This is a genomic window from Cupriavidus sp. 05L411 (assembly GCF_056398045.1).
This window is the reverse complement of the sequence record NZ_JBFTOQ010000014.1, coordinates 48,028-71,823: the sequence shown is the minus strand read 5'-3', so window position 1 is coordinate 71,823 and position 23,796 is coordinate 48,028. Positions and strand designations below refer to the sequence as shown.

Here is a 23,796-nt window from a genome sequence, read left to right as displayed (position 1 = left end):
GAACCCGGTCACGCATTATTGAGAATGCGAATTATTATCAATAAGTAACCATTTGTAAAGCATGGATCACCACAATCCATGCCCCTGCGTACGAAGCGCCGCGATGAGTGGCAATGCTGCAACGAAGCCGCAACGATGCCGAAACAAAAAGGGCGGTGCCGACCGATCCGGCACCGCCCCCGAGGCGTCGCGATTGGCTACGGCAGCACGCTCAGTGCGCAGCCTCCCCGCCCACCAGGGCCGGCAGGCGATTGCCTTGTTCGTCGATCTGCAGCGGGCCGGTGCCCGAGAACCGATCGAGCGCCAGATAGATCACCGGCGTGATGAACAGCGTGATCACCTGCGAGAACAGCAGGCCGCCCACCACCGCCAGGCCCAGCGGCTGGCGCAGCTCGGCGCCCGCGCCCAGGCCGAGCGCCAGCGGCAGCGCGCCCATCACGGCGGCGAAGGTCGTCATCATGATCGGGCGGAAGCGCAGCAGGCAGGCCTGCCGGATCGCGCGCGCCGGGGCCATGCCCTGCTCGCGCTGCGCCGCCAGCGCGAAGTCGATCATCATGATGGCGTTTTTCTTGACGATCCCGATCAGCATCAGCACGCCGATGGTGGCGATCAGCGACAGCTCCACGTCGAAGAGGAAGAGCGTCAGCAACGCGCCAACGGCTGCCGACGGCAGGCCGGCCAGGATGGTCAGCGGATGGATGTAGCTCTCGTACAGCACGCCCAGCAGCGTGTAGATCACCGCGAGCGCCGCCACCAGCAGCAGCACCTGCGTAGCCTGGGACGACTGGAACACCGCCGCGTCGCCGCCCCAGCTCGTGAAGATCGAACCCGGCATGGCGATCTCTTGCTTGTAGGCATCGATCTTGGCGGAGGCCGCGCCCAGCGCCGCGCCCGGCGCGAGGTTGAACGACACCGTCACCGAGGGCAGTTGGCCTTGGTGGTTCACGGCAATCGGCCCGACCCGGCGCTCGGTAGTAGCGAAGGCGGAGATCGGCACCATCTGCCCGGTCTTGCTGCGCACGTAGATCTTGGAAAACGCGGTCTCGTCGGCACGGTCGATATCGGCCGCCTGCAGGATCACGTAGTAGTTGTCGATCGGCGTGTAGATGGTCGACACCTGGCGCTCGCCAAAGGCGGAATACAGCGCCTGGCGCACGTCCTGGATCTGCACGCCCAGCGCATTGGCCTTGTCGCGGTCAATTGACAGCTGCGCTTCCAGGCCCGACTGCTGCGAATCGCTGGTGACATCGCGGAACAGCGGATCGGCGCGCATCTTGCCCATCAGCTTGTCGGAGTACTCCTGCAGCTGGCCGGCCTTCACGCTTTGCAGCGTGTACTGGTAGCGGCTCTTGCTCTGGCGCCCGCCCAGGCGCAGGTTCTGCACCGGCGAGAAGTAGACCGCCAGGCCGGCGATGCCCGACACGTCCTTGCGCAGAGACTCCACCACCTTGGCCATCTTGGGGCGCTCACCCAGCGGCTTGAGCTCGATGAACATGCGGCCCGTGTTGATGGCGGGGGAGGGCCCGCCACCGATCGAGATCACGATGCTGCGCACCGCCGGGTTCTTGCGCATGCGCTCGGCCGCATCGCGCAGGCGCTCGGCCATGGCGTCGAAGGAAATATCCTGCGGGCCTTCGGCATTGACCTGGATCTGCCCGATGTCTTCTTCCGGGAAGAAGCCCTTGGGAATCATCACGAACAGCACCGCGGTCAGCACGAAGGTCAGGCCGGCCACCGCCAGCACCGACTTGCGGTGCGCCAGGCACCAGTCAAGCCCGCGCGCATAGCGGTGGAGCGTGAATTCGAACAGGTTCTCGAACCACTGGGTGGAGCGCAGCCCGATGGTCTGCTTCTGTACGATGGCCGGCGCGTGGCTGGCATCCGCGTGGTCGCCATAGGCATGTTGCGACTCATCGATCGGCACGTTCTCGGCCGACAGGAAGCGCGCGCACAGCATCGGGATCAGCGTGAGCGACACCAGCGCCGATACCAGAATGGCCAGCGACACCACCGCCGCGAACTCGTGGAACAGCAAGCCGATCACGCCCGGCATGAAGAAGATGGGGATGAACACCGCCACCAGCGAGATCGAGATCGAGAGGATGGTGAAACCCATCTCGCGCGAGCCGACCAGCGCGGCCTTGAGCGGCGGCACGCCCTCCTCGATATGGCGCACGATGTTTTCCAGCATCACGATGGCGTCGTCCACCACCAGACCCACCGCGAGTGTGATGGCCAGCAGCGAAACATTGTCCAGGCTGTAGCCGAAGGCCTTCATCAGCGCCACCGTGCCGATCAGCGAGATGGGCAGCGACACGGTGGGAATCAGCGTGGCGGCGGCACGGCGCAGGAACAGGAAAATCACCATCACCACCAGCCCGACGGTCAGGGCCAGCGTGAACTGCACGTCGTGGATGGATTCGCGGATCGACTGCGAGCGGTCGTTGACCACCGCCACGTTGACCGAATCCGGCATCTGCTGGATCAGGCGCGGCAGCGCGTTCTTGATGGCGTCCACCACCGCCACCGTATTGGCATCCGGCTGGCGCAGCACGGCCAGCACGATCGAGCGCTCGTTGTTGAGCCAGCTGCCGGTCTTGATGGTCTCGACGCTGTCTTCCACATCGGCCACGTCAGACAGCCGCACCAGCGCGCCGCTGGGCTGGCTGGCCACGATGATGTTGCGGAACGCGTCGGCGCTGGCAAGCTGGCGGTTGGCCTGGATGGTGAGCGTCTGGCGCGCGCCATCCAGCGTGCCGACCGGTGTATTGGCGTTGGCGCGGTTCAGCGCCGTGGCCAGTTCATCCAGCGTGAGGCCGCGCGCGGCAAGCGCGTCCGGGTGCGCGCGCACGCGCACGGCGAAACGCTTTTGCCCGAACACCTGCACCTGCGCCACGCCCGGCAAGGTGGCCAGGCTGGGCGAGATCAGGTTGTCGCCGAAGGCGTTGAGCTCGGCCAGGCTCATGGCCGGCGAGTTGATCGCCAGCAGCAGCACCGGCGCATCGGCCGGGTTGACCTTGCGGTACGACGGCGGCACCGTCATTTCGATCGGCAGCGCGCGCTGCGCGCGGAACAGCGCCGCCTGCACATCCACGGCCGCGGCGTCGATGTCGCGGTCGTTGTTGAACTCGATGGTGATGCTGGAGTTGCCGAGCGTGTTCGACGAGCTGATCACCGACACGCCGGGAATGGTGGCGAACTGCTTTTCCAGCTGGGTCGCCACCGAGGCTGCCATGGTCTCGGGGCTGGCCCCGGGCAAGGTGGCCGTGACCTGGATCACCGGCGAGTTGAACGACGGCAACGCCGCGATCGGGATGGTGGGGTAGAGCGCAATGCCGGTGACGATCACTGCCAGGCATAGCAGGATTGTCATCACCGGGCGGCGGATACAAAGCTCGGACAGGGTCATGGTGTCAGTGCCCTGGGCTCAATGCTTGGCATTGGCGTTCGCATCGGCGGCGGCAGCACTTGCCGCGCCGGCCTTGGCCGCGGGCGTCGCTTCCCGCACCATGCTGCCGGCGCGCAGGTTCTGCGCGCCTTCCACCACCACGCGCGTGCCGGGCGGCACGCCCTCGATCACGGCGGCGCTGGCGGTGGAGACCTGCACCTTCACCGGCATCGGCTTGACGCGGTTGTCCGCCTGCACCGCGTAGACAAAGCGGCCTTCCGGCCCCGTCACCACCGCCTGCGGCGGCACCGACAGCGCGTTCTTCAAGGTCTGCACCACGGCGTCCACGTTGGCATACGTCCCCGGCCACAGGCGCTGCTCGTCATTGTCGAACTGCGCCTTGATGCGGATGCTGCCGTACTGCGGGTCCACCGTGTTATCCACAAAGCTGATCTTGCCGGTCACGGGGGTCTTGCTGCCGTCGTTGGGCAGCGCGGTCACGGCAACAGGGCCGGCGTGCAGGGCCTCGCGCAGCGCGGCGAGCTGGCGCTCGGGCAGGGTGAAGGTGACGGCAATCGGCTGCACCTGGGCGATGGTGACCATCGGCAGGGCGCTGTTGGGCATCACCAGCGAGCCGGGGAACATGTTGATCACGCCGGTGCGCCCGCCGATGGTGGCGCGGATGGCACCATAGCTGACCGCCACGCGGCTGGCCTCGATGGCGGCCTGGTCGGCGCGGAGGGTGGCCTCGAAGCCGTCGACCTTGGCCTGGGCCGTATCCACCGCGCTCTTGGAGATGAAGTTGCGCTGCAGCAACTCATTGCTGCGCACCAGCGTGCGGCGGGCATCGGAGAGATCGGCCTGGTCGCGCATCAGCTGGGCCTGGGCCTTGGCGAGGTTGGCCTCGTCCATGCGGGTGTCGAGCGTGAAGAGCAAGTCGCCCGGCTTGACGGTCTGGCCCTCCTTGATATGCACGGTGCGCACGGTGCTGGACACTTGCGGGCGGATCTCCACCGTGGCGAGCGCGCTCACCGTGCCGTTGGCCGTCACCCGCAGCGGCACGTCGCCCTGCCGCACCACGGCGGTGGTCACCACCACCACGGGCGGCGCCTTGGCCGCCGGCTTGGGCGCCGTCCAGGTACGCCAGCCGAACCATCCGCCAGCAGCCAGCGCGATCAAGACCGCGCCGAGCAACCAGGGCGACACGCCCTTGCCAGTACCCGTGGAAGAACTCCACTTAGCGTCGACGAAGCCCTTGGCCTGGTCGATCCCGTTCGTTTTCATGTGAGGACTCTCTGACAGTGCGCGCAAAATGCGCCCGCTCCCCGGTGGCCCGGCCTTCTGGGAAACCGGTGCCGCGCTGCGGAAAACCGCTAGTAGTACAGGATCAGGGGCGTTGAAGGCCAGTGCCCGCGCAATCCACGCCATTACAAACTATTACAGCGCGGAAGGAGCCTGCTTGTATCGCGAGCCAAACATTATCAGAAAAGCGGGGTCTGGCGGCCATTGCGTTGGCGGGTGTTGATGCTTTCTATCGACACATCGCGCGGTCCCGGCTCGATGACCACCGCGGCGCCGGCCTGGAGATCGCCGGGGGTGGCCACGCTCAGGTAAATGCCGGAATAGCCGCTTTGCACCATATGCTTGATCGCATGGCGGTAGCCCATCACGGCGTTGAACTTGTAGCAAGGCTGGCGCGGCGACTCCACCCGGAGCACGACGTCGCCAATGCGCAGCAGATCTCCCACCCACAGATCGGTCTCGAGCACGCCCTCCAGGGTCAGGTTTTCGCCCATGGCGCCAGGCACGAGCGGCTTCTCGGCCTCGGGCAGCCGTGCTTCCCGGCGGCGCGCGTTCCACCAGGCATAGTGTTCGGCCGGGTAGGCGTAGACCGCCTTGTCCAGGCCACCGTGCACGCTCAGGTCAGCCTGTTCGTCGCCCGCCAGCCCCAGCGCGCGGACCGCCACCGACAGCGGGTGGAGCAAGGTGCTGAGCGGATGCTTGCGGATGCCGGACATCACCACCGCCTCGGTGCCCACCGCCGCCACGAAGAGCGGGACCGCCTTGCCGACGCTGACGGCGATGAGGCGCATGCCGTTGGATGTGCTCATGCCGTCTCCTTGATCCAGTGTCCTTTATCTTAGCGCCGGGATTTTCCAAACAGAGGTATCAAGCGGCTGCCGCGTGTGCGGCGCCGCACGGCTGGCGGCTTTGTCTGCTTTGTCTGCTCTGTCCAGCGGGTTGGTGAATCGGCTGGCTCAGGCCTGCTGCCGCGCCGTCTCGCGCAGGCACCAGCGCTGCCCCAGCACCCGCGCCCGCTGCGACACCACCAGCGCCAGCAGCATCAGCGCTGCCGCACCCCAGTGCAGGGAGTCGGCGCCGGCGGTGGCGTAGATCGCCGCACCGCCCATCGCGCCCAGGGCCTGGCCGAGGTAGATGGAAGACGAGTTGAGCGAGATCGATACCGCCGCGCGCTCCGGCGCCAGCGCTACCAGCCGCGCCTGCTGCGCGCTGTTGGTGGCAAAGCCGCCGACACCCCACAGCATGAAGATCAGCACCAGCGCCACCGGCCCCAGTGTCGCCAGCGGCCACAGCACCATGGCCGCCAGCGAGGTCAGCATGGCGGCCTGAACGATGCGCGCGGGCGTGGCCCGGTCCATGCGCGACGCCGCCAGCACATTGCCGCTGACGCCGCAGGCGCCGTAAGCCAGGAACATCAGGCTGAGCGTGCCGCCGCTGATGCCATGCACGTCGCGCAGCAGCGGGGCAATATAAGTAAACAGCGTGAACATCCCGGCCGACTGGATCATGGTGGTGGCCACCACCAGCACCATCGGCGTGTGCCGCAGCACCGCGCCCCAGGCCGCCCGGCCCACCGGTTCCACATACAGCCGCGGCGGCAAGGCCCGCCACACGCCCACCGACGCGCCCAGCGCCAGCAAACCCACCAGCCCCATGCTGAAGCGCCAGCCCAGCGTGCTGGCGATCCACGTCCCCATGGGCACGCCCACCACGCTGGCCACGCTCCAGCCCAGGAAAACAAAGCTGATGGCGCGCCCGCGGGTCTGCGCGTTGACCAGCAACGGCAGGGTGGCGGCGGCTTGCGGGGTGAAGATGGCCGCGCCGATCGCGCTCAGGAAGCGGATCGCCATCAGGCTGGCAAAGCTCGGCGCAAAGGCCGCGGCCAGGTGCATCGCGGCATAGACCAGCAATGAGCCCGCCAGCAGCAGCCGGCGGTCGATGCGCGAGCCGAGCGTGGCGAACAAGGGCGCGCCGACGCAGGTCGCCAGCGCAAACACGGAGATCAACTGGCCTGCGGTGCCGGCTCCAAGCTGGAAATCGCCGGCAATGTCATTGAGCATGCCGGTGACGATCATCGCGCCGGTACCGATGACAAAATTGCCAAGGCACAGCATCACGAGCCTGGGATCCATGGCGACGGGGGCGGAGAAGGCGGTGCGGAGGACGAAAAACGCGGCCAGAGGCCGCGCGCGAAGTCCGAGTGTAGCGGTTTTGCCCGGTTCGCGTTGAGCGTAGCGCACTCGCCGGCGGGGAGGCCGGCGGGGCGGGCGCCTGCGGGCTAGCGCTTAGCGCGACAGCGCCGGCGTCAGCGCCTTGGGATTGGCGATGCTGTCATGCTTGCCGCTCAGCACATCGAGGATGTTCTGGAAAGCGATGCGGAAGTACATCTCATAGCTTTCGCGTTCGACATAGCCCAGGTGCGGCGTGCAGATGCAGTTTTCCATGCGCAGCAGCGCGTGGCCCTGCAGGATGGGCTCGGACTCGAACACATCGACCGCCGCCATGCCGGGGCGTCCGCGGTTGAGCGCGGCCAGCAGGGCGTTTTCCTCGACCAGCTCGGCGCGGCTGGTGTTGACGAACAGCGCGGTGGGCTTCATGCGGGAGAAGTCGGCCAGCTTGACCAGCCCACGGGTCTCGTCACTCAGGCGCAGGTGCAGCGACAACACGTCGCTGTCGGTAAACAATTGCTCCTGCGACCCGGCCACGGCCAGGCCGTCCTCGCGCGCGGCTTTCTGCGAGTTCTCGCGTCCCCATACCAGCACATTCATGCCGAAGGCGCGGCCGTAGCCCGCCAGCAGCTTGCCGATCTTGCCGTAGCCCCAGATCCCGAGCGTCTGCCCGCGCAGCACCTGGCCCAGGCCGAAGTTGGGCGGCATGGTGGTGGACTTGAGCCCGGACTGCTGCCAGGCGCCATGCTTGAGGCTGGCCACGTACTGGGGAATGCGGCGCTGGGCCGCCATGATCAGGGCCCAGGTGAGCTCGGCCGGGGCCACGGGCGAGCCCGCGCCTTCCAGCACCGCCACCCCGCGCTCCGTACAAGCCTCGACATCCACATGGCCGCCAACGCGCCCGGTCTGGCTGATGATCTTGAGTTTGGGGAGTTTTTCCAGCAGTTGCCGGGTGATGCGCGACCGTTCGCGGATAAGCACCACGGCTTCCACGTCGGACAGGCGTGCCGCCAACTGGCCAACGCCCTTGACGGTGTTGTTGAACACCTTGACGTCATGGCCATCGAGCAGGCTGAAGCACGACAGCTTGCGAACGGCATCCTGATAATCGTCGAGTACGGCAATCTTCATCGGAAACTCTATTTTGGCTATCGCAAGGTGCGCACACCCACATTGCCGCGCACCCATCAACGTTATAGTTTTAGCATCTGCCGCCCGACACCGCACCGAGTGCAGCACGCGGCGGGAACAATCCCGCGCGACGGCAAAGTGAGCCGACGGACAGGCAGACGAGACAATACGGCATGGCCCGGAATCGCGCACAAACATTGCTGCGGAGCAAAAAACAGCGGCGAGCGGCGGTGGTATCCTTGCCGGTTCCGGTGCCGCCCCAGATTGTCGGTCGAGCCTTGCTCCCGTCACCCGGGCCGCGCCGGACAAAGCCTGCCCGGCCCTGCCACAGGCGAAGCGCCACTGTAGCGCAGCCGCGGGGCCTGTCGCGACCTTTTGCGCAGTTCCGGTCGCTGTGCAGTTGTAACGGGATGTGACGATCCTGGTCAGAGCCGCCCTACGCGGCCCGGTGCGGAACCCGCGGCGAATGGCCGCGGTCTGCCCAGGTCATGGGGCGCTGCCAGCCGTCTCCCGACCGCGGCAACCGGCCTGGCTTTGCAAGATTTCCTTTACGCTTTGGAGTAGCAGTATGAACCACCCCACCATGCAGGGCACGCCCGCACTCAACGTACCGGCCTGGGTCAAGCACCAGAAGCTGGTCGCCTGGGTGGCCGAGTTCGCGGCCCTCGCCAAACCCGACAATATCTACTGGTGCGACGGCTCGCAGGAAGAGTACGACCGCCTGTGCGAGCAGATGGTCGCCGCCGGCACCATGAAGCGCCTGAACCCGGCCAAGCGCAAGAACTCGTTCCTGGCGCTGTCCGATCCGTCCGACGTGGCGCGTGTGGAAGACCGCACCTTCATCTGCTCGCAGAAGAAGGAAGACGCCGGCGCCACCAACAACTGGACCGCCCCGGCTGAAATGCGCCAGACGCTGTCCGGCCTGTTCGACGGCTGCATGCGCGGCCGCACGCTGTACGTGGTGCCGTTCTCGATGGGCCCGCTGGGCTCGCCGATCGCCCACATCGGCGTGGAACTGTCGGATTCGCCGTACGTTGCCGTCAATATGCGCATCATGACCCGCATGGGCCGCGCCGTGTTCGACGTGCTGGGCACCGATGGCGAGTTCGTGCCGTGCGTGCACACCGTGGGCAAGCCGCTGGCTGCCGGCGAGAAAGACGTGGCCTGGCCGTGCAACCCGACCAAGTACATCGTCCATTTCCCGGAAACACGCGAAATCTGGTCGTATGGCTCGGGCTACGGCGGCAACGCCCTGCTGGGCAAGAAGTGCTTCGCGCTGCGCATTGCTTCCACCATGGGCCGCGATGAGGGCTGGCTGGCCGAGCACATGCTGATCCTGGGCGTGACCTCGCCGGAAGGCAAGAAATACCACGTGGCCGCCGCGTTCCCGTCGGCCTGCGGCAAGACCAACTTCGCCATGCTGATCCCGCCCAAGGGCTTCGAAGGCTGGAAGGTCACCACCATCGGCGACGACATCGCCTGGATCAAGCCGGGCCAGGACGGCCGCCTGTACGCCATCAACCCGGAAGCCGGCTACTTCGGCGTGGCCCCGGGCACCAGCGAGAAGACCAACTTCAACGCGATGGCTACCCTGAAGGAAAACGTCATCTTCACCAACGTGGCGCTGACCGATGACGGCGACGTGTGGTGGGAAGGCATGAGCAAGGAAGCCCCGTCGCACCTGATCGACTGGCAGGGCAAGGACTGGACCCCGGCCATCGCCAAGGAAACCGGCGCCAAGGCTGCCCACCCGAACGCCCGCTTCACCGCCCCGGCAGTGCAGTGCCCGTCGATCGACGATAACTGGGACAACCCGGCTGGCGTCGCCATCGATGCGTTCATCTTCGGCGGCCGCCGCTCCACCACCGTGCCGCTGGTGACCGAGGCGCGCAACTGGACCGAAGGCGTCTACATGGCCGCCACCATGGGCTCGGAGACCACCGCCGCCGCTGCTGGCCAGCAAGGCGTGGTGCGCCGCGACCCGTTCGCCATGCTGCCGTTCTGCGGCTACAACATGAGCGACTACTTTGGCCACTGGCTGGCGCTGGGCAAGAAGCTGGAAGCTTCCGGCGCCAAGCTGCCGGGCATCTACTGCGTCAACTGGTTCCGCAAGGATGAGGCCGGCAACTTCGTGTGGCCGGGCTTTGGCGAGAACATGCGCGTGCTGTCGTGGATGATCGACCGCGTCGAAGGCCGTGGCAAGGGCACCGACCACGTGTTCGGCACCTCGCCCAGCTTCGAGGACCTGAACTGGGAAGGCCTGGATTTCACCAAGCAGCAGTTCGAGCAGGTCACCTCGATCGACCACGCCGCCTGGCAGAAGGAACTGGCGCTGCATGAGGAGCTGTTCACGCAACTCAAGCACAACCTGCCGCAAGCCCTGGTGGATGCCAAGGCCGCGCTGGCCAAGCGCCTGGCTGCCTAAATAACAGGCACACCAGCCGAAGCCGTCGAACAGGCCAAAGCCAGGCGCTACGACGACGGCTGTCTCTCCCTCTCAAAGCCCACTCCATCAACGGGAGTGGGCTTTTTTCATTGGGACCCGGCAGGGCCGCCCTCCGTGCTCCCTTGCTCCACGGCGAACTTCACCAGCTCCGCGCGGCCTTCGATGCCCAGCTTGCGCCGCAGGTTGAGCCGGTGGGTCTCGATGGTGCGCACCGACACGCCCAGCGCGGCGGCAATGTCCTTGTTGGCCTGGCCGCGGCCGATGCAGTTGAAGATATCGCGCTCGCGCGGGGTGAGCGCATCGAGCGGCCCGGCGGCCGGGGTTTGCTCGGCCATGCTGCGCGCAATGCGGGCGCTGTAGAAGACGCGGCCGGCCAGCACTGCGGCAATCGCAGCCATCAGCTCGTCGGCGGGCGCATCCTTGAGCACATAGCCGCGCGCGCCGGCGCGGATCGCCTGGCGCACGTATTCGAGGTTGTCGTGCATCGACACGATCAGCACAGCCAGCTCGGGATAGTCCTCATGCAGCGCGGCGGCCAGCGCGATGCCGCCCATGCCTCGCATGCCGATATCGGTGATGACCAGTTCAGGCATGTGCTCGGCACTGGCCCGCGCCAGCCAGGCGAGCGCCGCCTCGCCGTCGTCGGCTTCGCCCACCACCGCAAGCTCGGGCTGCAGGGCAAGGCGCATGCGCATGCCGTCGCGCACCAGCGCATGGTCGTCGATCAACAGGACGCGGGCGGGAGCGGGGGTCATGAGTGGGGGTTTCCTTGTGAATCTGGCGAATCCGGCGAATCCGGGTTGTGGCGTGTGGCCGATTGCGCCGGCACCACCGGCACCGCCGCGCTCAGCCGGGTCGAGCCCGGGCCGGAGACGATATCGAACTCGCCGCCCAGCGCGGCGATGCGCTCGCGCAGGTTGCGCAGGCCGATGCCGCGCTTCGGATCGAGCTGCATGCGCGCCACGTCGAAGCCGGCGCCGTCATCCTGCACGGTCAGCCGGGTAGCGTTGGCATCGAACGCCAGCACCAGCGTGACATGGCGCGCATGCGCATGCCGCTCCACATTGGTCAGCGCTTCCTGGGCGATGCGATAGAGGGCTGTGGCCTGCTCGTCAGCGAGTTCGCGCGGCTTGCCCGTGTGCGACACGGAAATCTGCAGCCCGCTGCCTTCTTGCATCTCGCGTGCCAGGTGCTCCAGCGCGGCGAACAGGCCAAGGTCATCAAGCAGGGCAGGCCGCAGGTTGCGCGCCACCCGGCGCACCTCATTGAAGACCGTATCCAGGCGGACCAGCGCCGTGCCGAGCACGGGCGCCACCGACTGGCCCTGGTCCGGGGCCATGCGCAGGCGGTTGGCGGCCGTCTCCAGCAGCAGCTTGACCGACACCAGCAACTGGCTGATGCCGTCGTGCAGCTCGCGCGACAGCCGCGCGCGTTCCTCTTCCTGCGACTGCACCACGCGCTGCGCCAGCTGCCGCAGCTTGGCGTCGGCCTCGCGGTGCTCGCTCACATTGAGCGCCAGGCCGCTGGCGGCCACCAGCAGGATGCTGATCGCGGCAATCACGCCAATCCACGCCATGGTCTCGCGGATATCGGTCTCCGCCCGCGCATCGAGCTGGCGCAGGGTGCGCTCCACGTCGTCGAGATAGATGCCGGTGCCCAGCATCCAGTTCCACGCCGGCACGGCGACCACGTAACCCAGCTTGGGGGCCAGTTGCTGCGAGGAGGGCTTTCTCCACATATAGCGCACCGACCTACCGCCGGAGCGGGCCGCGGCGATCAGCTTCTGGATGGTGAGCGCGCCCTGCGGATCCCGCAGGCTCCACAAATCCTGTCCGACCAGCTCGGGCTGGCGCGGGTGCATCAGATTACGGCCTTGCAGGTCATAGAGGAAGAAGTAGCCATCGGGGCCGTAGTCCAGGCGCGCCAGGGCCTGCATGGCGGCGTCACGGGTGGCCGCATCGTTGTGGCCCGAGCACACCATCGGCGCGATCGCGCTTTGCGCCAGTTCTACGTAGTGACGCAGCTCGGCTTCCTTGCTCTGCAGGTAGGCCGCCTCGACCAGGGCGCGCTCGTGGCTTGCCAGCTGGGTGGCCTGGTAGCGCACGGCCAGCGCGATGCCGAACATGGCCACGGCGAGCGGCGCGACGGCCAATAACAGGATTTTCTGACGGAGTTTCATCGGGACCGGGGTAAACACGGATGACGCGCAAGCGGCATGCGAGCGTCGATCTACGTAGTAACACGCAGCATCGCTGCGTAGTTCCGCGCTTGTGCCGCCAGGGACGGGTGTCAATACTACACGCCGGACGCACGCGCGCCGCGCAAGCGGCGTAATGCACGCGTCCTGCGCAGTGGGTGCGGCTAGCGTCTATGCTGTTTGCATCGCCCGCCTGCGACGACCAGATCCGGATCTTGCGAGACATACCGGGCGTCGACGGAGACATGGCAGGGACCATCCCGCCACCCACCCCTCCGCCCGCCGCCACCAGGGGACGCCGCCCAGGCGCCCCCCTTGCTTCCGGCACCTGCCGCCGCCGGCATTCCTAAAAATGGTCTGAGGAGACCCTCATCATGAATCGCATCGGGCAACACCTGGTGTGGCTGGCCGTCGCCATCCTTGGCGCCTTCGCCTTTGCCACCGTTGCACTGTCTCGCGGCGAAGCCGTCAGTGCCTTGTGGATCGTGGTCGCCGCGATCTGTATCTATCTGATCGCCTACCGTTACTACAGCAAGTTCATCGCCGAGAAGGTGATGCAGCTCGACCCCAAGCGCATGACGCCGGCCTGGCGCCATAACGACGGGCTGGACTACGTGCCGACCAACAAGGCCGTGCTGTTCGGCCACCACTTCGCCGCCATTGCCGGCGCCGGCCCGCTGGTGGGTCCCGTGCTGGCCGCGCAGATGGGCTATATGCCCGGCATGCTGTGGATCCTGGCGGGCGTGGTGTTTGCCGGGGCGGTGCAGGACTTCATGGTGCTGTTCATCTCCACGCGCCGCGACGGCCGCTCGCTGGGCGACCTGATCAAGTCCGAGATGGGCACGGTGCCAGGCATGATCGCGTTGTTCGGCTGCTTCATGATCATGATCATCATCCTGGCGGTGCTGGCACTGATCGTGGTGAAGGCGCTGGCGGACTCGCCCTGGGGCACGTTCACGGTGGGGGTGACGATTCCTATCGCCCTCTTCATGGGCATCTACACGCGCTACATCCGCCCGGGCCGCATCGGCGAGGTGTCGGTGATCGGCTTCGTGCTGCTGATGCTGGCCATCATCGGTGGCCAGTACGTGCATGAAAGCGCGGTGCTGGCACCGTTGTTTACCTACGACGGCAAGGCACTGACGTGGATGCTGATCATCTACGGCTTTATCGCCGCCGTGCTGCCGGTGTGGCTGCTGCTGGCCCCACGCGACTATCTCTCCACTTTCCTGAAGATCGGCACCATCATCGCGCTAGCCATCGGCATCCTGATCGTGGCGCCGGAGTTGAAGATGCCGGCGTTCACCCAGTTCGCCAAGGGCGGCGGCCCGGTGTGGTCGGGCAACCTGTTCCCGTTCCTCTTCATCACCATCGCCTGCGGCGCGGTGTCGGGCTTCCACGCGCTGATCTCCTCGGGCACCACGCCCAAGCTGCTTGAGAGCGAAGCGCATATGCGCTTTATCGGTTACGGCGCGATGCTGGCCGAATCGTTCGTGGCCATCATGGCGCTGGTCGCGGCCTCGGTGATCGAGCCGGGTGTGTACTTCGCCATGAACAGCCCGGCAGCCGTGATCGGCACCTCGCCGGAGTCGGTGGCCCAGGTGGTGTCAGGCTGGGGCTTCGTGATCACGCCGGATGTGCTGATCCAGACCGCCAAGGACGTTGGCGAGAACTCCATCATCTCGCGCGCCGGCGGCGCACCGACGCTGGCGGTGGGGATTGCCCACATCCTGCACCAGGTGGTGGGCGGCCAGGCCATGATGGCCTTCTGGTACCACTTTGCCATCCTGTTCGAGGCGCTGTTCATCCTGACCGCGGTGGACGCGGGCACCCGCGCCGGGCGCTTCATGCTGCAGGACCTGCTGGGCAGCTTCGTGCCCTCGTTCCGCCGCACCGACTCGCTGCCGGCCAACCTGATCGCAACCGCGCTGACCGTATCGTTCTGGGGCTACTTCCTGTACCAGGGCGTGGTTGACCCGCTTGGCGGCATCAACACGCTGTGGCCGCTGTTCGGCATCTCCAACCAGATGCTGGCCGCGGTGGCGCTGGTGCTCGGTACGTGCGTGCTGGTCAAGATGAAGCGCGGGCAGTACGCCTGGGTCACCCTGGTGCCCACCATCTGGCTGCTGATCTGCACGCTGACCGCCGGCTGGCAAAAGCTGTTCGACGCCGATCCCAAGGTCAGCTTCCTGACCCACGCGGCCAAGTTCAGCGACGCCATCGCCCAGGGCAAGGTACTGGCCCCGGCCAAGTCGATGGAGCAGATGCACCGCATCGTCTTCAATGACTACCTGGATGCCGGGCTGTGCGCGCTATTCATGTTCGTGGTGCTGTCGATCGTGTTCTACGGCTTCAAGACCGCGATGAAGGCTCGCGCGGAGAACCGGCCGACCGACCGCGAAACCCCGTTTGAACCGATGCCGGCTTCGGCTTTGGCGCAGCATTGAGTGCGTGCGCTGGCCACCGGCCAGCGCTGACCCGATATCGGGATTGGAATTGGATTTGGAAACAGGAGATCCATCATGCTTGAGCAACTTGGAACCATGGGACGCTACCTGGGCCAGTCCCTGCGCCTGATGGTGGGTTTGCCGGATTACCAGACCTATGTGGCGCACATGGAGGCCACCCACCCCGACCGCGAGCCCATGACCTACGAGGCGTTCTTTCGCGAACGGCAGGAGGCCCGCTACGGCGGGGGGCAGGGAAAATGTTGCTGATCTGCACGTGGCACGCGGGGTTCGCTCAGGGGGGAATGCGAGTGCGCGTAGCCGCACAACAGTCCTAACCCCGTAGTAACTCCGCGCTTCACGCCGTTAAAGAACGGGCCGCCAATTCTGGCGGCCCGTTTTACGTTTCTGCAGCGGTTACAGGGCCTTACACGTGGTTACAGCAAGCTCGCGGCTACATCTCTACACTTGCGTCACAGTTGCTCAACCCAAGGAAGAAGAACATGTCTCGGCACCCCGTTCGCAGTTTCACCCTGGCCATCGCCCTGGCGGCATCCGCGCTGCCGGTGTTTGCGGGCGATATGAATAATGCCCTCGGCGGCGCACTCGGCGGTGTTGCCGGCGCGGCGGTTGGTGGCGCGCTAGGCGGCTCGACCGGTGCGGTGATCGGCGGCGCGGTTGGCGGCGGCGCAGGCGGCGCGGTTACGTCCAACCGCCGCGAGCGCACTGGCGCCATCATCGGCGGCGCGCTGGGCGGCGGTGCAGGCACGGCAGCGGGCAACGCCGTGGGCGGGCGCACCGGCGGCCTGCTGGGTGCAGCGGTTGGCGGCGGTGCAGGCGCGGCGCTGGGGGGCAACGTCTCACGCAGCAACTCCTACGCTGACGAACGCGGCCGCGGCTACCGCGATGACCGCTATTACCGCAGCGGCTACAAGCGCAAGCACGGCCGTGGCCACCACCATCACGACGACTGATCTGCCTGGCGCAGGTGGGGATCATCCCCCGCCCGCCGGCAGCCGGCCTGCGATGCCGGCAACAAGAACGGGCCATGACTGGCCCGTTTTTTTATGCCGTGATGTATGTCGCTACGGCCCGAAAACCTCGCCGAGGGTATCATGCATCACCCGACACCGACAAGCGTGTACAACAAAGCGGTGCCCCAAAAGCAAACACGCCCGTACCGGCGTGGTACGGGCGTGCCCTCCAGTTAGTACGGAGAAGGCGCTTTCGCACCCTCCCCGTCGGCCTGTGGAGATCAGCCGAAAGGGGCGGAACCGCCATAAGACGCGGTTCCCGCCGACAGGCCGCCTGAATTACAGGGCAGCGGCGCCGTCGGTAAATACGTCGAACTTGCCGGCCTTGGCGCCGTCGGTGTACGGGTCGAACTTGCCGGCACGGGCGCCGTCGGTAAAGCTGTCGAACTTGCCGGCCTTGCCGCCATTGCTATAGACCGAGGTCTGGGTGACGCGGGCGCCATCGGTGTACGGGTCGAACTTGCCGGCCTTGGCAAAAGCGGGGGCGGCGGTCAGGGCGGCTGCGAGCGTGGTGGCAGCGGCGATCAGGGCAAAACGTTGGCTTTTCATGATTGAATCCTTTCCACAGGCAGGACACCTAGTCTTCTCAGCAGCCTTCGCTGCAATGCGGCATCCGATGGCTTCATATTAGGCATTTCCCTGATATGAATAAAGATTGCCTCCGACAATGATTAGTTGTAGTTTTAACAATAAATAGCCCACTTTCCGTAAAAGTTCGCGGGCAAGACTGGAGACTATGTCATGGACCGGCTGCAATCGATGCGCGTCTTTTCCAAAGTGGTCGAGTTGGGCAGCTTTGCTCGTGCAGCGCAACAATTGGAAATGTCCAATGCGGTAGTCACGCGCTACGTAGCCGACCTGGAGAGCCACCTTGGCACGCGGTTGTTGAACCGCACCACCCGCAGCCTGTCGCTGACCGACGCTGGGGAGACCTACCTGCAGCGTTGCCAGCAGATCCTGGAAGATGTGGAGGAGGCCGAATCGGTAGTCACGGCGCGCAGCCAGTCGCTCTCGGGCACACTGCGGCTGGTGGCGCCGGTGATGTTCGGCCTGCACCTGCTGCCCGCCACGCTGGCACGTTTCCAGGCCCTGTATCCCGAGGTGGTGTTCGACGTGCTGTTATCGGACCGTATCGTCGATATCGTCGAAGAGGGGCGCGACGTAGGCGTGGTGTTGTCCGACCTGGGGCTGGGCTCGCATCTGGTGGCGCGCCCGCTGATCTCGGCAGAGATCATCCTGTGCGCCTCGCCAGGCTACCTGCGCCAGCACCCGCCGCTGCGCCAAGCGCACGAACTGACCAACCACCGCTGCATCGCGATGCGCATCCCCACCGCTGAGCATGAATGGACGCTGTCGGGCCCGGAGGGCGAGGTAACGGTGCCGATCCGCCCGGGCCTGCTGTGCAGCAATGCCGAGTTGGCGCACCAGGCGGCGCTGGCCGACATGGGTGTGGCGATGCTGTCTGCCTATCTGGCGCGGCCGAATATCGAAGCGGGGCGGTTGACGCACATCCTCCAGCAATACCGGCTGCCGAAGCGCGATGTCAGCGTGGTCTATCCCAGCCGCAAATTCCTGCCGACCAAGGTCCGCGCCTTTATCGATTTCCTGCTCGAAGAGGGCAAGATCCGCAACGACAACCAATAAGGGGAACGCAGGATCGAGGGCTACTAAAGGGGGAAGGGAAGCGCGGAACCGGCAGGATGCCGGCTCCGCGAGCAACTCACTCTTCCTCGGCGTCGGCCGTGGCTTCGTCGTCGGCGCGGGACTTGCCGGTAGCGCGCTTGGCTGCTGGCGTCTTGGCCGCGGCTTTCTTCGCTGCGGGGGCCTTCTTGGCAGCGGGAGCCTTCTTGGCCGCCACCTTCTTGGCCGGCGCCTTGGCCTTGCTCACCGTTTCGCCAGCCTGATCCTCGTCGCCAGCCTTGGCGGACGCGGTCTTGGCCGCGGCGCCCTTGGCCGCAGTCTTGGCGCCCGCCTTGGGCTCGCGTGCCTCGAACTCGAAGCCGATCTTGCCGTCCGGCTGCTTGGCCAGGAAGGCCTTGAAGTTGCGCCCGGTGCGCGATGACTTGAAGCCGGTCAGCAGATCCGTGCGGCCCGCGCCCAGCAGCTTGCCGATCTGCTCGCGCGAGATCTCCTGCTGCAGGATGATTTTGCCCGTGGTGAAGTCACAGCTTTTGGGCACGGCCACGCTGTTCTCGCACACGTACTTCATGCCGTGCTCGTACACCGAGCCACCGCACTTCGGACAAGCGCCAACCGCTTCCTGGCCGGTAAAATCGACCGGCTCGCCGTCGTTGTCGTCGTCATTCTGGCCGAAGTCGAATTCCATCTTGTAGTGGCCTTCGTCGTCCTTGCCCAGCTTCAGGATGGCGGCAAACGGCCGGCCCATCTTGCTGCGAAAACCCTGCAGCGGACCGATTTCCTTCTTCAGCAGCAGTTCTTCGACTTCCTCGATCTCGAACTGGCGCCCACCCGGGATCTTGCTGATCGAGAACTCGCACGCGGTGCAGGCAAAGCGGCGGTAGTTCTCCTTGACCTGGCTGCCACACTGCGGGCACGGCGTGGCCAGCGTGGCGTAGTCGCCCGGGATGGTGTCGCTGTCGTATTCCTTGGCGCGCTTGACGATCTGCTGCGTCATCTGCGCGATCTCGCGCATGAACTCGTCGCGCTTCAGGCCGCCGCGCTCGATCTGCGACAGCTTGTGCTCCCATTCGCCGGTCAGCTCGGCCTGGGTCAGTTCCTGCACGCCCAGGCCGCGCAGCAGCGTCATCAGCTGGAAGGCCTTGGCGGTGGGAATCAGCTCACGGCCTTCGCGCACCAGGTATTTCTCGGCGAGCAGGCCTTCGATGATGGCCGCGCGCGTGGCTGGCGTGCCCAGGCCCTTGCCGGCCATGGCCTCGCGCAGCGCGTCGTCGTCCACCAGCTTGCCGGCGCCTTCCATGGCGGACAGCAATGTGGCTTCGTTGTAGCGTGCGGGCGGCTTGGTGGTCAGCATCACGCCATCGACCTTGTCGACCTTGACGCGCTCGTCCTTGGCCACCGCCACCAGGTTGGCATCGTCGCCCTGGGCTTCACGCCCGTAGACCACCAGCCAGCCGGGATTGACCAGGACTTTGCCTTCGGTCTTGAAATGATGGCCCGCCACCTCGGTGACACGGGTGGTGACCTGGAACTCGGCCGCCGGGAAGAACACCGCCAGGAAGCGGCGCACCACCAGGTCATACAGCTTCTGCTCCGGCTCCGAGAGGTTCTTCGGGGCTTGCAGCGTCGGGATGATAGCGAAGTGATCGCTGATCTTGCTGTTGTCGAAGATCTTCTTGTTGGGCTTGATCCACCCGCTGGCCAGCACCTTCTTGGCATGCGGCAGGTAGTTGGGCGAGCTCTCTGCCAGCATGTCCATGGTCTGCTTGACCGTGTCCATGTAGTCCTCGGGCAGCGCGCGCGCGTCGGTACGCGGGTAAGTCAGCACCTTGTGCTTTTCGTACAGCGCCTGGGCCAGGCCGAGGGTGTTCTTGGCCGAGAAGCCGAAGCGCGAGTTGGCCTCGCGCTGCAGCGTGGTCAGGTCGAACAGCGCCGGCGACTGCTGCGTGGACGGCTTTGACTCTTCGGTGACGGTGCCGGTCTTGTCACGGCAGGCCGCCACGATGCTCTTGGCTTCGGCCTCGCTCCACAGGCGCGACTCGCGCGCCTCGGGATCGAACTCACTCTTCTTGAACCTGGGGTCGAACCAGCGGCCTTCGTAAAGGCCGGCGGCGGCGATGAACTCGGCGCGCACTTCCCAGTAGTCGCGCGGGACGAATTTCTTGATCTTCTCTTCGCGCTCTACGACGATCGACAGCGTGGGGGTCTGCACCCGGCCAACCGTGGTCAGGAAGAAGCCGCCGCCCTTGCTGTTGAACGCGGTCATGGCGCGCGTGCCGTTGATGCCCACCAGCCAGTCGGCTTCCGAGCGGCAGCGCGCGGCGTCCGCCAGCGGCAGCATGTCGGCATCGTCGCGCAGGCGGGCAAACCCGTCGCGGATCGCCTGCGGCGTCATCGACTGCAGCCACAGGCGCTGCACTGGCTGCTTGGCCTTGGCGTGCTGCTGGATCAGGCGGAAGATCAGTTCCCCTTCGCGCCCCGCGTCGCAGGCGTTCACCAGGCCGGTGACGTCCTTGCGCTTGATCAGGCGGTTGAGCACCTTCAGCCGCGACTCGGTCTTGGCGATCGGGCGCAGGTCGAAGTGGGGGGGAATCACCGGCAGGTTGGCGAAGCTCCACTTGCCTCGCTTGACTTCGTATTCGTCCGGGGCGGCAATTTCAACCAGGTGGCCGACGGCCGACGAAAGAACGTAATCGTCACTTTCGAAGTATTCGTCATGCTTGGTAAAGCCCCCGAGGGCACGGGCTATATCGGCAGCAACCGATGGCTTTTCCGCGATGATGAGGGCTTTTGACATGGATCGGGTCCTTGCTGGCCGCACTCTGGCGGCCTGCGAATTATTGCCACTAAGGGCTCTGCACTATATGTAAACAGCGAGCTTGGGGCTTTGAGGCGCCAATAATAAGCGCGGTTCCGACGGCGGTGCAAGCAAGCTGCCTTCGCCATCGCCGTCAAACGGGCGCTGCTGGCATGCGGGCCGGCCCTGAACAGCCGCCACCCACTTCGTTTTTTGACTGCAATCCGGCACTCGTGCTCCTGGCTTGCGCTGGGCGCCGATGACCGGGGTTAGTCGTCGTTAGCGCGCGGCGCCAGCCACTCCAGCACGTTCGGCACCGCTGCGCCGGCCGCTGGCGCCATCGCCGCGCCGCGCGCAAGCATGCGTTCGAGCACTTCAATATGCGGCAGCAGCGTGCCGTAGAACTGCGGCGCGCCGCCCGCCACCGGCTGCACCAGCAGCGTCGGGAAATTATCGATATCGAGGTCGCCCAGCTGGTCGGCATGGGTTTCGATATCGATCCAGACGAAGCAATCGCCGGGAAACCGGGCGGCAAGCGCCGCGAACGCCTCCTGGTAGGTCCCGCAGGTGCCACACCAGGCTGCGCACAGGCAGGCTACCAGGCGGCCTTGCGCACGCGCTGCCAACACCTGGGCGATTGCGCCCTGGTCCTGCTCCGGAAAGTAAACGGTCATGATGGGGGAAACATGAGCCTTTTCAGGCACGGGAAATCGTTTGATTGTAGCGGCCGCCGGGAAAACCGTATTTCGGCCGGCGGTACCAGGATCGCTCGCTAGCTTACACGGCGATAGGCATTACCCGGCAGGCGCTCCACCGCGCCCGCCAGTTCCAGTGTCAGCAGGCTGGCCACCACTTGCTCGGGTGGCAGGGCTGTACGCGCGCACAGCGCGTCCAGCGTGACGGGGTCGTGGGTGAGCGTCAGGCCGAGGACATCGTCCAGCGCCGGCATGGGCGCAGGCGCCACCGGCCGGGGGGCATCCCCGGCCATGCCGAGTTCCTCGAGCACATCCTGCGCGGTTTCCACCAGCTTGGCGCCCTGGCGGATCAACAGGTGGCAACCCTTGGACAGCGGCGCATGGATCGAGCCGGGAATGGCATAGACCTCCCGTCCCATCTCGGCTGCCAGCCGCGCGGTAATGAGCGACCCCGAGCGCGCCGCCGCCTCCACCACCAGCACGCCGCGCGCGAGCGCCGCGATGATGCGGTTGCGCTGGGGAAAGTGGTGGCTGCGCCCGGGCATGCCGAGCGCGAACTCACTGACGATGGCGCCATGGGCCGCGATGCGGTGGGCCAGGTCGCGATGCCGGGCGGGGTAGACCAGGTCGGCGCCGGTGCCGATCACCGCCACGGTGCCGCCAGCACCTTCCAGAGCGCCTTCCAGAGCCCCCTCGTGCGCTGCGCCATCGATGCCCAGCGCAAGCCCCGACACCACCGCCAGCCCGGCGCCGGACAACACGCGGGCAAAGCGTCGCGCATCCTCCATGCCCTGCACGGTGGCGCTGCGCGCACCGACCATGGCAATGGCCGGGCCGCCAAGCGCGCCCAGCCGGCCTTTGACGTACAGCACCAGCGGCGGGTCGGACAGATCCAGCAAGGGACGGGGATAGGCGGCATCGGCCAGCGTCACCACATGGTTGCCGGGCTCGGCGGCCCAAGCCACGGTGCGCTCGACCAGCGCCATGGTGACAGCATCGGGCGGCGCCAGCAGCGCCTGGGCGTGCTTCTCGGGGATGACAGCCGCCAGTGCGCTGACGGTCTGTGCCAGCAACTGGTGCGGCAGCCCGAAGGTGGCCAGCAACTGGCGCAAGGCTCCTGTGCCCAGGCCACGGGCACCGGTCAGCCGCAGCCATGCCTCGATGTCGGCAGCACTGCGGGTGGTGGTGGGCACCGGCGCCGGGTTGGCGCCGGTTGCTGCCAGCCCGGTCAACGCGGCGACGTCACGCGGTCGCCCACCTCGATTGCGTTCGAGGCGTCGGTGACCAAGGCGTAGGCCACGCCCGGAAACACGCGGAACACGAAGGCCAGGCCATAGCGCTCGTCGGGCAACTGGATGGCGCGGTTGCCATCCGTGCGATCGCGCACCACCTGGCCGGCGCGAGACAGCGCAAGCACGTGGCCGGGCTCGAGGCCCGCGGCGGTGCCGATATTGAGCACGACCACCTGCTTGGCGCCGCCGAATTGCACGCCGCCGTAGACCGCCGCGATGCGGCCATCAAGCATGACATCCGGCGCGCGGGGCACATAGCGCACCGGCTCGCGCGCTGGCTGGGGCATCAGCAAGGTGCCAGAGCCCATTTCCTGCTGGGCCGCCGTGACCTTGACGGTAGTTACCGCGTCGAAGCCTTCCGGCGGGCGCGACACACGGACATTGCCCTGGTACTCGGCTTCATAGCCCAGCACGCGGCCGGTAACCGGGTCCTTGACCGGCTTGACCGGCTTGAAGGCCTGCCAGTCGCTGCCGACCACCGCCTCGGGCGGGGAAATGCCGCGCGCATAGGCTGTGTCGCCCATGCCCAGGTAGACCCGCGACTCGGGCAGGGCGATGATGCGCGCCGAGGTCTCCAGCGTGCCCTGGTCCACCACCAGCGGGCGGATCAGGAACGGCTCGATGTCCTTGGCGGGAATGCTGGCGATGGCGCCATCGGGCCCACCTTCGCTGCGCACGCTTGGCGTGAGCCGCACCGTGCCGCCGGCATCGGGGCTGGTGGAAAGCCAGGCGCGGCCATCGCGCTGAATCAGGTACAGGACCTGGCCGGGATATATCAGGTGTGGATTGCGGATCTGCTGCTGGTTCATCCCCCACAGCTCGGGCCAGCGCCAGGGCTGGCGCAAGAAGCGCCCGGAGATTCCCCAAAGCGTGTCCCCCCCTCGCACGACATACTGCTGGGGCGCGTCCGAAGCCAGGTCGGCGGCGGCAATGCCTTGCTGCGCGGTAACGGCGGCCTGGGCCCGCTGGGCCGGGGAGACGGTAAGATCGGCGGCATGTACTGGCGCCCCTGTGACGGCAGTGATTCCGGCCGCACACAACATCCAACGGGCAAACGCATACGGCCTGCGGCCCGGCGCCGCCTGGTGTTCTTTGGTAAGATCGCGCATTTTCTCGAACCGGCTGGCAGAACAGCCGGATTGACCCTGGAGAGCGTGCCTGTTGCGGCGCGCCTTGAATTTTTGTACTTGCGCCCCGATTCTGCATGTAAACACCCGTAGCCGCAACGCGCGGGTCACATGTGTGAGCGGCAGGCGTTGCG

The 23,796-nt window shown here is 66.3% G+C and carries 17 protein-coding genes; 5 read left to right on the top strand and 12 right to left on the bottom strand.

The window, feature by feature from the left end; genetic code table 11:
* Positions 1-211 precede the first annotated feature (211 nt).
* The 5 genes from AC1DQR_RS18485 to AC1DQR_RS18465 form a co-directional block, all read right to left on the bottom strand.
* Entirely contained in the window at positions 212-3,409 is a 3,198-nt protein-coding gene (locus AC1DQR_RS18485) for an efflux RND transporter permease subunit (protein ID WP_416050024.1), read from the bottom strand.
* Between the two features lie 18 nt (positions 3,410-3,427).
* Positions 3,428-4,672 carry an efflux RND transporter periplasmic adaptor subunit gene (locus tag AC1DQR_RS18480; protein ID WP_416050023.1) on the bottom strand — a complete coding sequence of 415 codons (1,245 nt, stop codon included), beginning with the start codon at positions 4,670-4,672 and terminating at the stop codon, positions 3,428-3,430.
* Positions 4,673-4,869: 197 nt separating this feature from the next.
* Positions 4,870-5,499 carry an MOSC domain-containing protein gene (locus AC1DQR_RS18475; protein WP_477133494.1) on the bottom strand — a complete coding sequence of 210 codons (630 nt, stop codon included), beginning with the start codon at positions 5,497-5,499 and terminating at the stop codon, positions 4,870-4,872.
* 147 nt (positions 5,500-5,646) lie between these two features.
* Positions 5,647-6,822, bottom strand: a complete 1,176-nt coding sequence (locus tag AC1DQR_RS18470) for an MFS transporter (RefSeq protein WP_477133493.1) — start codon at positions 6,820-6,822, stop codon at positions 5,647-5,649.
* Between the two features lie 153 nt (positions 6,823-6,975).
* Positions 6,976-7,989, bottom strand: a complete 1,014-nt coding sequence (locus AC1DQR_RS18465; protein WP_416050020.1) for a D-2-hydroxyacid dehydrogenase family protein — start codon at positions 7,987-7,989, stop codon at positions 6,976-6,978.
* Between the two features lie 568 nt (positions 7,990-8,557).
* Between AC1DQR_RS18465 and AC1DQR_RS18460 the strand changes: the two genes are divergently transcribed.
* The gene (locus AC1DQR_RS18460) at positions 8,558-10,414 is read left to right on the top strand and encodes a phosphoenolpyruvate carboxykinase (GTP) (protein WP_416050019.1); all 1,857 of its coding nucleotides are present in this window, start codon (positions 8,558-8,560) and stop codon (positions 10,412-10,414) included.
* Between the two features lie 107 nt (positions 10,415-10,521).
* On the opposite strand, the gene AC1DQR_RS18455 is transcribed toward AC1DQR_RS18460, so the two are convergent.
* Together AC1DQR_RS18455 and AC1DQR_RS18450 are read right to left on the bottom strand one after the other, a co-directional pair.
* Positions 10,522-11,190 carry a response regulator gene (locus AC1DQR_RS18455; protein WP_416050018.1) on the bottom strand — a complete coding sequence of 223 codons (669 nt, stop codon included), beginning with the start codon at positions 11,188-11,190 and terminating at the stop codon, positions 10,522-10,524.
* Positions 11,187-12,614: a cache domain-containing protein gene (locus AC1DQR_RS18450; protein WP_477133492.1), complete on the bottom strand. Its 1,428-nt coding sequence runs from the start codon at positions 12,612-12,614 to the stop codon at positions 11,187-11,189. Before AC1DQR_RS18450 ends, AC1DQR_RS18455 begins: the two co-directional genes overlap by 4 nt.
* A gap of 392 nt (positions 12,615-13,006) precedes the next feature.
* On the opposite strand from AC1DQR_RS18450, the gene AC1DQR_RS18445 reads away from it, so the two are divergent.
* The 3 genes from AC1DQR_RS18445 to AC1DQR_RS18435 all read left to right on the top strand — a co-directional run bounded on the left by AC1DQR_RS18445 (position 13,007) and on the right by AC1DQR_RS18435 (position 16,053).
* Positions 13,007-15,079: a carbon starvation CstA family protein gene (locus AC1DQR_RS18445; RefSeq protein WP_477133491.1), complete on the top strand. Its 2,073-nt coding sequence runs from the start codon at positions 13,007-13,009 to the stop codon at positions 15,077-15,079.
* A 75-nt stretch (positions 15,080-15,154) separates the two neighbouring features.
* On the top strand, positions 15,155-15,349 hold the full coding sequence (locus AC1DQR_RS18440) for a YbdD/YjiX family protein (protein WP_006162283.1): 195 nt from the start codon (positions 15,155-15,157) through the stop codon (positions 15,347-15,349).
* Between the two features lie 233 nt (positions 15,350-15,582).
* Entirely contained in the window at positions 15,583-16,053 is a 471-nt protein-coding gene (locus tag AC1DQR_RS18435) for a hypothetical protein (protein WP_477133490.1), read from the top strand.
* 339 nt (positions 16,054-16,392) lie between these two features.
* On the opposite strand, the gene AC1DQR_RS18430 is transcribed toward AC1DQR_RS18435, so the two are convergent.
* Positions 16,393-16,662, bottom strand: coding sequence for a hypothetical protein (locus AC1DQR_RS18430; RefSeq protein ID WP_416050016.1), 270 nt, complete (start codon positions 16,660-16,662; stop codon positions 16,393-16,395).
* A 192-nt stretch (positions 16,663-16,854) separates the two neighbouring features.
* On the opposite strand from AC1DQR_RS18430, the gene AC1DQR_RS18425 reads away from it, so the two are divergent.
* Positions 16,855-17,757 (top strand): LysR family transcriptional regulator, encoded by a 903-nt coding sequence (locus tag AC1DQR_RS18425; RefSeq protein WP_150987609.1) that lies wholly within the window; start codon positions 16,855-16,857, stop codon positions 17,755-17,757.
* A gap of 76 nt (positions 17,758-17,833) precedes the next feature.
* On the opposite strand, the gene AC1DQR_RS18420 is transcribed toward AC1DQR_RS18425, so the two are convergent.
* The 4 genes from AC1DQR_RS18420 to AC1DQR_RS18405 all read right to left on the bottom strand — a co-directional run bounded on the left by AC1DQR_RS18420 (position 17,834) and on the right by AC1DQR_RS18405 (position 23,644).
* On the bottom strand, positions 17,834-20,548 hold the full coding sequence (locus AC1DQR_RS18420; RefSeq protein WP_416050015.1) for a DNA topoisomerase III: 2,715 nt from the start codon (positions 20,546-20,548) through the stop codon (positions 17,834-17,836).
* A 269-nt stretch (positions 20,549-20,817) separates the two neighbouring features.
* On the bottom strand, positions 20,818-21,222 hold the full coding sequence (locus AC1DQR_RS18415; protein ID WP_416050014.1) for a thioredoxin family protein: 405 nt from the start codon (positions 21,220-21,222) through the stop codon (positions 20,818-20,820).
* A 98-nt stretch (positions 21,223-21,320) separates the two neighbouring features.
* On the bottom strand, positions 21,321-22,475 hold the full coding sequence (gene dprA, locus AC1DQR_RS18410) for a DNA-processing protein DprA (RefSeq protein ID WP_477133489.1): 1,155 nt from the start codon (positions 22,473-22,475) through the stop codon (positions 21,321-21,323).
* Positions 22,472-23,644, bottom strand: coding sequence for a LysM peptidoglycan-binding domain-containing protein (locus AC1DQR_RS18405; RefSeq protein WP_477133488.1), 1,173 nt, complete (start codon positions 23,642-23,644; stop codon positions 22,472-22,474). Before AC1DQR_RS18405 ends, dprA begins: the two co-directional genes overlap by 4 nt.
* Between the last annotated feature and the right edge of the window lie 152 nt (positions 23,645-23,796).